At 37.5% G+C, this 12,735-nt stretch carries 10 protein-coding genes and 1 other annotated feature (1 of these 11 running past the window's edge); of the genes, 8 read left to right on the top strand and 2 right to left on the bottom strand.

Annotated elements, in window-relative coordinates; translation table 11 throughout:
* Positions 1 to 9: 9 nt before the first annotated feature.
* The 5 genes from QH639_RS25510 to QH639_RS25490 are packed head-to-tail and all read left to right on the top strand — an operon-like array spanning position 10 to position 5,130.
* Positions 10 to 1,068 carry a Gfo/Idh/MocA family protein gene (locus QH639_RS25510; RefSeq protein ID WP_237899225.1) on the top strand — a complete coding sequence of 353 codons (1,059 nt, stop codon included), beginning with the start codon at positions 10 to 12 and terminating at the stop codon, positions 1,066 to 1,068.
* A gap of 1 nt (position 1,069) precedes the next feature.
* Positions 1,070 to 1,951: a sugar phosphate isomerase/epimerase family protein gene (locus QH639_RS25505; RefSeq protein WP_103117394.1), complete on the top strand. Its 882-nt coding sequence runs from the start codon at positions 1,070 to 1,072 to the stop codon at positions 1,949 to 1,951.
* A 14-nt stretch (positions 1,952 to 1,965) separates the two neighbouring features.
* A complete protein-coding gene (locus QH639_RS25500) occupies positions 1,966 to 3,117 on the top strand; it encodes an ROK family transcriptional regulator (protein WP_131520749.1) in 1,152 nt (383 codons plus the stop codon).
* Positions 3,118 to 3,135: 18 nt separating this feature from the next.
* Complete coding sequence (locus tag QH639_RS25495; RefSeq protein ID WP_131520750.1) at positions 3,136 to 4,137, top strand: asparaginase; 1,002 nt, start codon at positions 3,136 to 3,138, stop codon at positions 4,135 to 4,137.
* A 12-nt stretch (positions 4,138 to 4,149) separates the two neighbouring features.
* The gene (locus QH639_RS25490; protein ID WP_131520751.1) at positions 4,150 to 5,130 is read left to right on the top strand and encodes an N-acetylglucosamine kinase; all 981 of its coding nucleotides are present in this window, start codon (positions 4,150 to 4,152) and stop codon (positions 5,128 to 5,130) included.
* Between the two features lie 56 nt (positions 5,131 to 5,186).
* On the opposite strand, the gene QH639_RS25485 is transcribed toward QH639_RS25490, so the two are convergent.
* The gene (locus tag QH639_RS25485) at positions 5,187 to 6,362 is read right to left on the bottom strand and encodes an FtsW/RodA/SpoVE family cell cycle protein (RefSeq protein WP_281115445.1); all 1,176 of its coding nucleotides are present in this window, start codon (positions 6,360 to 6,362) and stop codon (positions 5,187 to 5,189) included.
* A gap of 234 nt (positions 6,363 to 6,596) precedes the next feature.
* On the opposite strand from QH639_RS25485, the gene QH639_RS25480 reads away from it, so the two are divergent.
* The 3 genes from QH639_RS25480 to QH639_RS25470 all read left to right on the top strand — a co-directional run bounded on the left by QH639_RS25480 (position 6,597) and on the right by QH639_RS25470 (position 11,380).
* On the top strand, positions 6,597 to 8,267 hold the full coding sequence (locus tag QH639_RS25480) for a methyl-accepting chemotaxis protein (RefSeq protein ID WP_281115444.1): 1,671 nt from the start codon (positions 6,597 to 6,599) through the stop codon (positions 8,265 to 8,267).
* A gap of 351 nt (positions 8,268 to 8,618) precedes the next feature.
* Positions 8,619 to 9,572: an L-threonine 3-dehydrogenase gene (locus tag QH639_RS25475; RefSeq protein ID WP_004225462.1), complete on the top strand. Its 954-nt coding sequence runs from the start codon at positions 8,619 to 8,621 to the stop codon at positions 9,570 to 9,572.
* A 188-nt stretch (positions 9,573 to 9,760) separates the two neighbouring features.
* Positions 9,761 to 11,380 carry a long-chain fatty acid--CoA ligase gene (locus QH639_RS25470; RefSeq protein WP_281115443.1) on the top strand — a complete coding sequence of 540 codons (1,620 nt, stop codon included), beginning with the start codon at positions 9,761 to 9,763 and terminating at the stop codon, positions 11,378 to 11,380.
* Between the two features lie 43 nt (positions 11,381 to 11,423).
* Here the strand turns inward: QH639_RS25470 and trpB are convergent, their stop codons facing one another.
* A complete protein-coding gene (gene trpB / locus QH639_RS25465; protein WP_131520755.1) occupies positions 11,424 to 12,587 on the bottom strand; it encodes a tryptophan synthase subunit beta in 1,164 nt (387 codons plus the stop codon).
* 58 nt (positions 12,588 to 12,645) lie between these two features.
* Positions 12,646 to 12,735 (bottom strand) — a binding site (T-box leader) (it continues 110 nt past the right edge of the window).

Genomic DNA, 12,735 nt, shown 5'->3' with positions numbered 1-12,735 from the left:
GGAAAGCACATGGATAAATTAAAAGTTTGTGTCATTGGCACAGGTTCTATTTCAGATTTTCACTTAGGTTCCTATACGAATAATCCATACGTTGAATTATATGGCGTGTATGATGCTTCCATTGAACGAGGCAAAGCAAAAGCAGCCCAATTTGGAGCAACACATGTTTTTTCTTCAAAAGAAGAGCTATTCGCAGATAAAAATGTGGATGCTGTCAGTATTTGTACATGGAATAATACGCATGCTGAATTGGCGATTCTTGCTTTGGAAAATGACTTACATGTTCTAATAGAAAAGCCGCTATCTATGACTTATGCAGAGGCTCTAAATATCCAAAAGGTTGCAGAAAAGCATCAGAAAGTATTTCAAGTGGGCTATGTAAGACGATTTGCAACAAATACCAAAGTACTGAAAAGCTTCATCGACGATAACAAATTGGGCGATATTTATTATGCCAAAGCTTCCTGCCTAAGAAGATTAGGGAATCCAGGAGGCTGGTTTGCCGAAATTGATAAGTCTGGCGGCGGACCTTTAATTGATCTAGGGGTACATGTAATTGATATATGCTGGTACTTAATGGGTAGACCAAAAGTGAAACGTATAACAGGTCATACTTACAATCAATTAGGAAATCGAAATCATATAGAAAATTTATCCTTCTACAAGGCTGCAGACTATGATGCAACTAAAAACACAGTAGAAGACTTAGCAAATGCCCTCATTACATTTGAGAATGGAGCATCGCTAATGGTAGACGTTTCCTATACACTACATGCTTTAAAAGATGAAATAAGTATTAAGCTATATGGCACGAACGGTGGAGCAGAGCTAGAGCCTGAATTAAAAATTGTAAGTGAAGAGCATAATACAATTTTAAATATTCATCCTCAAATTAACGATCTAACTTTTGATTTTGCGACAGCCTTTCAAAATGAAATTAATTCATTTGTTGATTGTTGCCTTCATCATTATGATTCAGTTGCACCTGTGGAGGATGGGGTAGAAATTATGAAAATCTTAGAAGGTATTTATATTTCTGCAACTGAAGGAAAGGAGGTTGTTTATTAAAATGGTAAAATTGGATAATAAAATCGGTGTGATAGTAGACAGCTTTCGTTTACCTATTCGTGAAGGTTTATTAAAGGCGAAAGAAGTTGGGGCACAGGGGGTACAAATGTATGCCGTTTCAGGTGAGCTGGACCCCGATAACCTAAATGCTGAACAAAGAGCAGAATTGAAGGCGTATATTTTAGGGTTAGGTCTAGAAATCTCCGCCTTATGTGGAGATTTAGGAGGACATGGCTTCCAAGATAAAGCAGAAAATGCCTGGAAAATCAAGAAATCGAAAGAAATACTGCAATTAGCCAAGGACCTAGGAACATCCATTGTTACAACCCATATCGGTATTATTCCTGAAGATGAAAATGACCCAATCTATCAAACAATGCTGGAAGCTTGTGAAGAATTAGGACAATATGCTACATCATTAGATGCTTATTTTGCGATTGAAACAGGGCCAGAAACGAGTAAAACATTAAAAGAGTTTTTAGATAAGCTATCAACGAACGGTGTATCGGTTAATTTTGATCCAGCCAATATGGTGATGGTAACAAAAGATGATCCTGTAGCTGGAGTCAAACTATTAAAGAAATATATTGTACATACACATGTAAAGGATGGTATTCAACTGCAGTCAACGAATCCTAAAGATGTGTACGGGTACTTAGGATACGATTCTGGAACATCTCATGATAAAATAGAAGAAATGGTGGAAAATGGAGAGTTTTTTAGAGAACTTCCATTAGGTCATGGAGATGTCAATTTCGAGCTTTATTTTTCAGCTTTACAAGAAATCGGATACAATGGCTATTTAACTATTGAACGAGAAGTGAGATCAAATCCCGAAAAAGACATCAAAGAAGCTGTACAATTCATAGAAAAGTTTAAATAGGGGTTGAATCTAATTTGAAAAAGCAAGATCAAGTACAAATGCGAAGACAAAATAAATATATTGTGCTTGACGCAATAAGGCAGATGGCGCCAATTTCAAGAATTCAATTATCAAAATATACAAAAATGAGCCCTACGACCATTACTCGTATTGTGCAGGAGCTAGAAGCGGAAGGCTTTATTCTTGAAGGGGTATCGGAAGAAACAGCCATTGGTAGACGTCCTACGTTAATTCATATGCGAGAAGATGCTTTATATACGATTGGGATAGAAATTGACTGTTTTACTATTCGAATAGGTATACTAGATTTCTTAGGGAAGCTTATTGCCTTTCAGGAAGTCAAATGTAGCATCAAGCATCAATACGAAGAAGCTATATATCTACTTAAACGATCTATAGAAAATATCATGACAGAATATCAGATTGCTCAGGATAAATTACTAGGCATTGGGATAGGAATTCCAGGAGTAATCAATAACGAGGAAGGAATTATCGTTTCCTCTGAGCAATTGAAGTGGGAAAACTGCCCTATAAGAGAAGATTTGAATGGTGTTTTTGGTTGTGAAGTCATCATAGATAATGAATTAAAAATGCAAATCATTGCTGAAATTGGTGATATCTATACGCCACAGTATTCAAATTGTATTTTAGTCGGAATTGGAACGGGAATAGGAGCATCCATATTATTAAATGGAGAAGTGTATCGTGGCATTCAAAATAAAGCTGGAGAAATAAGTCATATAACGATTAATCCCTTTGGTGAAATGTGTCACTGTGGTAAAAGAGGATGCTTATCGATGTATGTTTCTGAAGTTACGCTGTTAAAAAGAACACCTAAAAATCTTAATATTCAATCAATAGAAGAGATTTTGCAGTGTGTTGATCAAGGTGAGCAATGGGCGATCGATATTCAACAAGATGTAGCTACTTTTCTAGCTATAGCCATCAATAATCTAGTTTGTTTATACGAACCAGAGGCTGTCATCGTCAGTGGAGAAATTATTGAGCACAATGTGACATTTCAAAAACTACTTAGTGAAAAGTGTAAACAGTATATATGGAAGGAATTACAACCCTACTTTGATTTACAGTTTTCCAATCAATTAAAAGAAGGGGTTGTTAAAGGAGCGGCATTACAAGCACAAAAGCAGTTGCTGTCTGTTTAAAGAAAGGTTGGTTGATTCGTGGCTTACTCAGAATTTTTAAAGGAGTATCGTTCAGGATTAATGGAAAATGTGCATTATGGACAAATGAGTGCTGTGAATCTAACGAAGGAAGAATTCGTCTCTGTAGGTCAAGACTATGAGCCTGTGTATTTTCGTTCTGCAGCAAAACCATTTCAAGCCATTCCCATTTTTATGACTGATTTTATAGAAAAATACGGGATTACTTCAAATGAAAGTGCATTATTTTTGGCTTCACAAAGAGGCGAAATTTATCATCAAGAGGCATTAGTCTCTCTGCTGGAAAAACTCCCTATTAATGAAAGTGAATTAATTTGTGCAGCATCCTATCCATTAAATGAGGAACCTAAAACACAGTATATTCAACAGGGATTTGAAAAGAGGAAACTCTTTCATAATTGCGCGGGCAAGCATTTAGGATTTTTAACTGCATGTTTAGCAAATGGCTATGATGTCAAGCAATATTGTCATCCAGAACATCCACTGCAACAGATGATAAAAAAATATATTGCTTATTTAAGTGAATATGAGATAGAGAGAATTCGTACAGGGATTGATGGCTGTGGCGCGCCCGTCTTTGCAATTCCGTTAAAAAACATGGCCATTGCCTATTTAAAGTTAGCACGACCAGAATTGATTGATGATGAACTAATTCGTGAAGCAGTAATCAAGCTTACGTCGGTGATGAATCAAGAGAATCATATCATTGCAGCACAAAACTTTATTTGTACGGCATTATTAAAGGACTCTAATATTGTGGCGAAGGGCGGAGCACAGGGCGTATACTGTTTTGCTCTTAGAAATGAAGGAGTAAGTTTCGCCTTGAAAATTATGAATGGTTCAGAAAGTCCATGGCCGAATGTAATTGCTTCTGTATTGGAACAAATGCAGTATAAAAATCAAGAAACAATTGAGCGTATTAAAGCATTGTCTCCTGCATTTGTGCATAATGATGCAGGGATAGAGGTAGGAGAAATTGTATCTACAATTAAAATTGTATAGAGGTGAAGGCACTTGCATGTTTTGGCAATAGACGGTGGTGGAACGAAAACGATTGCAACAATCTCAACATGTCATGGGCAAATTATGGCGCTAGCTGAAACAGGCAAAAGTAATCCCACATCCATGAGCTTCGAGCATTTTACAGAGACGATAACAGAATTAATAAATGATTTAAAAAGACAACAGCCTCACGAATTTCAACACATTACAAAGTGCCATGCGGGCCTGTCTGGTGTAACAGAAAATAATAATGAGAAAATTACCTATGCATTATTAACCTCGCTTTTACCGAAAGGCTGTCAACTATCACTATCGAATGATGGAATGAACGCGCTGTATGCGGGAACCTTGGGGCAGCCAGGCATTGTACAAATTTCTGGTACGGGTGCGATTACACTCAGTATAGATGCATCTGGAAGAATTGAACGTACAGCAGGATGGGGTTATATTTTTGATGATGAGGGCAGTGGCTATGATATTGGCATTCGCACATTAAAAGCGGTATTTAAAGCATTCGATAAAAGAGGTCCTGAAACGCTTCTAACAGCAGCGGTATTAGAATATTTTCGATTACAATCCGTTCCGCAGATAATTGAAGTGGTATATGGTGAAGGACATCCGAGGGATACCATATCTCCTTTAAGTAAGGTTGCAATTGAATGTGCTAAACGTGGTGATGGAGAAGCCAATACGATTATTGATCAAGTGTGCCATGTTTTTTATCAAAGTATAGACGCTTGTTACAATAAAAACCCGTTTGCACATAAGCAAGTCAAAGTAGTGCTAGCTGGTGGCGTTTTTAATGAATTGGAGCTATTTACTAAAAAATTAATCGCTATAGATAAAAAGAGTAGTAATCAGTATCACTTCGTGGGTGCTTATAGCTTACCGGTAGGTGGTGCCGCTTTAGCTGCTTTAAAATTACCATATAATGAAGCAAAGCTATTTATTGATCAATATAATGCAAGTATGAAGAAGTTTTTAACGAGTTAATACCCCTTAACTTTGCAAGTAGAGAAAAGCATGTACATGTCTCTACTTGCATTTTGTCAGTCTCCTACTTTAAACATATACCCCTTATATGAATTATGAATGATCATGACGATTCCGATAAGCATAAAATTGGATAATAACGAACTTCCGCCATAGCTTAAAAAGGGTAGGGTGACACCTGTGACAGGTAAAAGTCCAATGGTCATGCCTATATTTTGAGTAATTTGAAAGGCTAGTAAGCTTGAAATACCTGCCCCCATTAAAGTCATAAAGGGGTCTCGCGCTACTACCGTAATAACAACAATACGATAGATAACAAAAAATAGTAGTGCTATTACAAATGCTCCTCCAATAAAACCTAGCTCTTCTGCAATAGTAGAGAATATAAAATCGGTATGTTTTTCTGGTACATAGACATTGTTATGTAGATAGCCCTTGCCCACAAATTCTCCTGATCCGATAGCCATAAAGCCTTGGCGTACTTGAAAAGAAGAATCTGTATATTCATAAGGCTGAAGCCATCCATAAATTCTAGAAATCTGATGTCCTGAGAGAGCACCTAAAACCTTCTCTGTAAAAAATTCATTAAATCTGACATAGAGCACTACCATCGTACTGATGATAACTAGAGGAACGGCCGTAAATATGGCAAGAAGCTTTCTATGAATACCTGAAAAGAAAATCATTGGTAAAATCATTGCCATATACAGCATGACCATACCTGTATCGGGTTGTCTATAAACAAGTAGCGTAGGAGGAAGGACAATTAGCCCGATTTTTATAAGTAACCAAAAATCTGCTAGATAAGAGGGGCGAACATTTTTCTCTTGATGAGCAATAATGACCTTACTCACAACTATTAAAAAAGCGAATTTTAAAAATTCCGATGGTTGGAGAGAACCTAAAAACGGGATCTGATACCATGATTTTGCCTGATTGATCGTTCGAGCAATGCTTTCAGGTGCAACAATAAGACCAGCCGTTAAAGCAACTATTAGGAAGTAAAATGGCCATCCAATCTTTTTCAATTGTTCAATATCAAGCAAGGAAATTCCAAACATGATGGTGAATCCGATGACATAAAATAAAAACTGTTTGATAATAAAGGAACTTGAATACTGTTCAAAATTTACACTACTAGAATGGACAAAAAGGCAACTAATAGCGCCGAGTAAAAGAAGACTTATTACTAAACTCCAATCTAACTTCTTGAATTGCGTCAAATGTAACACCTCCATTCTCTATTAGGAACGCTGACAATGTATGGAAGGTTGCGAATGTTTTCCTAAAAGTAGTATGAATAAGTAGCAACAATCTGGCTAATTTAGCGAGTTAAATTACCTAAATAAAACTAAATGATGGGTATAAATTCTTAATATTTCGATTAAAATTTACAAAAATATAACACTGGCTTTATATCTCTATACTATCATTATTGGTAAGAGTTGGAGGAGGAGCCAAGGATCATGCATTTTTTCCGTTTCATTAAGGTGAAGGACAAGTTACTTGTACTCATGATTGTTTGTGTATTATCGAATGTATTGCTAGGTGTATTCAGTGTAGATTATTTAAGGAAAATGTCGTGGCATGCAAGTGAGAGTTACACACAGGGACTTGTCCCAATTGGATGGCTAAATGAGCTAGAAGAATCACAGCGTCGATTGGATTTTATAGTAGATTCGAAGGGTGACGATAAAGAAATGACAGCCATTTTACAAAACATGGCCCAGCCTTTAGAGCATCTAGATAGCCAAGAAATTGATAAAAAGATGAGTCATCAAATTAAGAAGTATAAGTCATTGCTTAAGAAGCAGGAAGAAGCCATTGAGAATTTTAAGCAATTGAACCATGGTGAGCTAGATCAGTTTTATGTGCAAACATTTTTACCAATTAGTCAGGAGAGTCATGCATTATTAGAAGATACGCAAAATTATTTGGTTCAACGAGCAAAAGATCAACAGCAGGCTTATCAGAAAGATGTGCAATTTGGCTACTGGTTACTAGGTGGTGTATGCTTAGCGGTTGTCTTGCTTGTTATCCTTATCGGTTTTATCGCAACGAAGGCAGTCAATGTGCCAACCCGTCAACTAAAGTCGTTATTAAAACGTGCAGAACAAGGTGATTTCACTGCCAATGCAAGTTATGTAGCTCATGATGAGCTTGGTGAAGTAGTTCTGTCTTACAATCAAATGGTAACAGAGGTGAAACGACTACTCCATACTGTGACAGACAGTGCCTATGAAGTAGAAGAAATGACTGGGAAATTGCAGAAATCCTCTGAGCAATCATCAACAACGACATTAAAAATAGCGAAGGATGTACAATCTATTTCAGAGTCAACGTCTGCTTCTTCTAGTAAATTAGCTTCGAATACGGCTTCCTTAGAGGAAGTTTTAAATGATGTACAGGTTATTTTAGAAAAGGTTCAGGTTGTAGAAAGTTTTGCACAAAAAACGGCCAGAGATGCAGAAAGCGGAACTGAAATTGTACAGGCTAATTTAACGCAAATGCAAGCTATTAAGCAGGCGGTTGAAAAATCTAATACAGCTATCTTTAATTTAGTAGAGCGAGCTGCATCGATAGATCAAATGATTGAAGTAATAGAAAGAATAACAGCGCAAACAAATTTATTAGCTTTAAACGCGTCAATTGAAGCCGCTAGAGCAGGAGAGCATGGTAAAGGCTTTGCAGTAGTGGCTAATGAGGTTCGTAAGCTTGCAGAGCAAACTGTTCAATCGACACAAACGATTACATCCATTGTACAGAACATCCATTTAGATTCGAGTTATGCGGTACAAATGATGGAAGGCGTTTTAGTGGCGACTGAAAAAGGTGTAGCTGTTACAGGACAAACTGCGTCAAGTTTTGATCAAATTTTAGAAAAAGTACATACTATTAAGCCTTATATTATGGAAGTATCTGCTACGGTTCAAGAGATTGCCAATCACACGAAGAAGGTAAGTGAGGATGCAGGTATGCTGACAGCCTTATCTGATACGAATGCCGTGTCTACTAAGCATGTAGCTACGTTAACAGCTGATCAATTAACAGCTCAGCAACAGTTCCATAATTATATTAAGGAATTGCGCAAAGTATCAAAAGTTTTGCAAATAGCTGTCAAACGTTTTTCGATATAATTTAATATTAAAGAATAATATTCGAAAAGGGTCTTCTTTGCAAAAAATAGCAAAGAAGATTCTTTTTTTGCATGGTTACAAAACTAGCTTATGAAAGTGCAAAAGTTTTGTGTTTTTGAGGTGTACAAATGTGTTTTATATATTTTTGTAGCACAATATTTTTCATGACCTCATATACTGTGGATAAGGGATTGTATGTTCTTTGTAAGGAATATTGTTAATATAATTGTTGTATTTTCAAAACGAACACATTATAATGAATTTCATTGAAAGTGTTATTAAATCAATGTTTATTAATATATTTTTGTACTTTCAGAAAGTACAATTGTTCACATGTGGAGGTTTTGGGAAATGAAAAAGATTATTGTTACTGGAGCACTTGGTCAAATTGGTTCTGAGCTAGTAGAAAAACTTCGTGGTATTTATGGAGAGGACAATATACTTGCTACAGACATTAGAAAGCTTGAACATACTAAGGGCCCATTTGAAATATTGGACGTGACAGATGGACAAAGAATGCATGATTTAGCAAAGGACTTCGGTGCAGATACGATGATGCATTTAGCAGCATTATTATCAGCTACAGCAGAGAGAAATCCATTGTTAGCTTGGAATTTAAATATGGGTGGATTAATGAATGCGTTAGAAGTTTCACGTGAGTTAAATATGCAATTTTTCACGCCAAGCTCAATTGGTGCGTTTGGTCCGTCTACACCTAAGGAAGATACACCACAGGATACTTTGCAAAGACCAACAACTATGTATGGGGTAAATAAGGTAGCGGGTGAGTTATTATGCGATTATTACTTCAATCGTTTTGGTGTTGATACACGCGGAGTACGCTTCCCAGGGCTAATTTCTTATGTAACACCTCCAGGTGGTGGTACAACAGATTATGCAGTAGAAATTTTCTATGAAGCCATCGAACAAGGCAAATATACATCGTATATTCAGGAAGGTACATTTATGGATATGATGTACATGCCAGATGCCTTACAAGCTATTGTAGATTTAATGGAAGCAGACGGTAGTAAGCTTGTTCATCGCAATGCTTTTAATATTACAGCCATGAGCTTCGAACCTTCGCAAATCGCGGCTGAAATCAAGAAACACTTACCAAATTTTACAATGAGCTATCAGGTAGATCCTGTTCGTCAGGCCATTGCAGATAGCTGGCCAAACTCTTTAAATATTGAAGCGGCTCAAAAAGAATGGGGCTTCAAAGCAGAATATGATTTAGCTAAAATGACGGTAGATATGTTAGAAAAATTGAAAATTAAACTGCATAAAAAAGCAATTTCATAATAGATAGGCAACGGGTGAAGACTAGACTTCATCCGTTTTTTTATATATAAAAGAAAATTATTGGAATATATAGATTAAATTATGAAATTAAAATATAATAATATTCGGAATATTAATAGTATTCAGTTAAATTGATACTATGATAATTTCACAAGGGGAAATTCACAAATGAAGGGATGATGGGGTTTATGATGCAAGCACCATTAGTTTTAACTAGTTTTTTTAAACGAGCAGAGAGCTATTTTGCAAGAAAATCAATTATTTCACGGACAAGCCCACACAAAATACATCGTTTAACATATGGGCAGTGGGCAAAAAGAACGCGTCGTTTAGCAGATGCCCTTACGAAGCTTGGGATGACAAGAGGAACAAAAGTCGGCTCCTTTGCGTGGAATCAGCATCGACATTTAGAAGCTTATTTTGCTGTGCCTTGCTCAGGGGCAATCTTACACATGGTAAATATTCGTTTATCAGAAGAGCATTTGATCTATATTATTAATCATGCAGAAGATGAGATTTTAATGGTAGATGTAGATTTATTACCGATCATTGAAAATATTGCGCCAAAACTTGATACAGTGAAACATTATATCATTATGACGGATGAACCAGCTTTGCCAAAGACTACATTACAAAATGTTTTATCCTATGAGGACATAATAGCTACTGCTGATGAAGAATTTCAATTTCCAGAGGATATTGATGAAGAAGCACCTGCCGGTATGTGCTATACAAGCGCCACAACAGGGAATCCAAAGGGGGTTGTCTATTCCCATCGGGGTTTAGTATTACACAGTATCATGCTGAGTATGTCTGACTCTATGGGAATTGCGGAAAGAGATGTCGTGATGCCGATTGTACCCATGTTTCATGCAAATGCATGGGGCTTGCCTTTTGCTAGTGTCAATGTGGGTGCTACACAAGTTCTACCAGGTCCACAATTTACTTCAGCATTAATAATGGATTTAATCGAACAAGAAAAGGTTACATTAACTGCTGGTGTTCCAACCATTTGGATAGGTGCCCTACAGGAGCAGGAAAAGAAAGAACGAGATATTAGTTCTTTAAGAGCGATATGCTGTGGTGGATCGGCTTCACCAACTCGACTCATTCGGACATTTGAAGAAAAATATGGGATTCCTTATATTGTTGTCTACGGCATGACGGAAACTACACCAATCGTGGCATTGTCTAATTATATGTCATGGATGGAAGATTGGCCGATTGAAAAGCGTATTGAAGCTCGAGCGATGCAAGGGATGACAATGGCAGGTATCGAATCTAGTATTATTAATGAGGCGGGGGAGGTACCTTGGGATGGCGAAACAATGGGGGAATTACGTTTAAAAGGCCCATGGATTTCCAACGAATACTATCGTGATGAGCGAACAGCAGATGCCTATCGAGATGGTTGGTTATATACTGGTGATATTGCTGTACGAACAGCAGATGGCTTTATTAAAATTACGGACCGTACGAAGGATCTTATTAAATCAGGTGGGGAATGGATTTCCTCTGTTGATTTGGAAAATGCGCTGATGACTCATGATGCCGTTTTAGAAGCGGCTGTCATTGCCATGCCCCATGCTAAATGGCAGGAGCGTCCATTAGCTTGCGTTGTATTGAAAGAGGGACAATCAGTAACTGAACCAGAGCTTCTTGCTTTTTTAGAAAATCAATTTGCCAAGTGGTGGGTACCAGATGCAGTCGTCTTTCTAGAAGAAATTCCAAAGACATCTGTCGGAAAATTCCTGAAAGCGAAGCTGCGAGATAATGTAGCAGAAATTTATCCTAAATCATTGGTATAGGTAAAAGAGCGATTTCCGTAAATGGAAGTCGCTCTTTTTTGAGTTATTTAGTTAGCATATGGAAGACTTGTTCAACGTCTTTATCGCCACGACCAGAGATATTAATAATAATGCTTTCCCCAGATGATAAAGTTGGTGCTAATTTTAGAGCATGTGCGACTGCATGTGAGCTTTCAAGAGCAGGAATAATACCTTCAACCTTAGAAAGTACTTGGAAGGCATCTAAAACTTCTTCATTTGTCACGGTCACATACTCAGCACGGCCGATTGTTTTCAAATGGCTATGCTCAGGTCCCGCACCTGGATAATCTAAACCAGCTGCTATTGAATAGGTAGGGAGTGGGTTACCTTCTGCGTCCTGAAGTACTAAACATTTGAAGCCGTGTAGCTCTCCTGGTGTTCCTTCGTTTAAGGTAGCAGCTTTGTCTGGCTCTATTCCAATAAGACGAACATCTTCGTCTGCAATATAATCAGCAAATGCCCCAATGGCATTACTACCGCCTCCTACACAGGCAAGAACAGCTGTCGGCAGCTTTCCTTCCTTTTCTAATATCTGTTCACGACTTTCGCGGCTAATCACTGATTGAAAATGTTTAACCATTGATGGGAAGGGATGTGGTCCAACTGCTGAGCCTAATAAATAGAAGGTTGTTTCATAGTTTTCTACTAAGTCAGCGAATGCCTCATCTACTGCATCCTTTAAGCGGCCTTGCCCTTTATCGACAGCTACAACTTTCGCGCCGAGAAGTTCCATGCGAAATACGTTCAATGCCTGACGTTTTGTATCTTCCAAGCCCATATAAATCGTGCAATCCATTCCAAACATGGCACACGCTGTAGCTGTTGCTACACCATGTTGACCTGCCCCTGTTTCGGCAATCACGCGATTTGCTCCCATACGTTTAGCTAGTAAAATTTGTCCTAATACATTATTGATTTTATGGGAGCCTGTGTGGTTAAGGTCTTCACGTTTTAAATAGATTTTTGCGCCACCTAATTGCTTTGTTAAATTCTCTGCAAAATAAAGAGGGGATTTACGACCGACATATTCACGGAAATAGTAATCTAATTCTTGCTTAAAATCATCATCCTCTTTATACTTTTGAAAATTCTCATCTAGTCTATTTAAAACATTTTGAAGCTCCTTTGGAACAAAGCTTCCACCAAATTCACCGAAATATCCCTTTTTTTCTACTACTGTACTCATCTTAACTCGACTCCTCTATGCTAATTTTTCCAAAAAAAAAGCCACTCCAATCCCTCATAAAAAGGACGAGTAACCGTGGTGCCACCTTCATTCGCAATTTTTGCGCGCTTTCCTGCTCCGGTAACGGGGAGCGAAACGGCCTTACATT

It is taken from the genome of Lysinibacillus sp. 1 U-2021 (genome assembly GCF_029916965.1).
In the GTDB taxonomy this organism is placed as follows: Bacteria; Bacillota; Bacilli; order Bacillales_A; family Planococcaceae; genus Lysinibacillus; species Lysinibacillus capsici.
The sequence above is the reverse complement of the archived record's forward strand: the minus strand, read 5'-3'. Positions and strand labels throughout refer to the sequence as shown.

Excerpts from the sequence above, each read along its gene's own strand:
- QH639_RS25510 (WP_237899225.1), top strand. The coding sequence starts at position 10 with ATGGATAAATTAAAAGTTTGTGTCATTGGCACAGGTTCTATTTCAGAT.
- QH639_RS25505 (WP_103117394.1), top strand. The coding sequence starts at position 1,070 with ATGGTAAAATTGGATAATAAAATCGGTGTGATAGTAGACAGCTTTCGT.
- QH639_RS25480 (WP_281115444.1), top strand. The coding sequence starts at position 6,597 with ATGCATTTTTTCCGTTTCATTAAGGTGAAGGACAAGTTACTTGTACTC.
- QH639_RS25475 (WP_004225462.1), top strand. The coding sequence starts at position 8,619 with ATGAAAAAGATTATTGTTACTGGAGCACTTGGTCAAATTGGTTCTGAG.
- QH639_RS25470 (WP_281115443.1), top strand. The coding sequence starts at position 9,761 with ATGATGCAAGCACCATTAGTTTTAACTAGTTTTTTTAAACGAGCAGAG.
- trpB (WP_131520755.1), bottom strand. The coding sequence starts at position 12,587 with ATGAGTACAGTAGTAGAAAAAAAGGGATATTTCGGTGAATTTGGTGGA.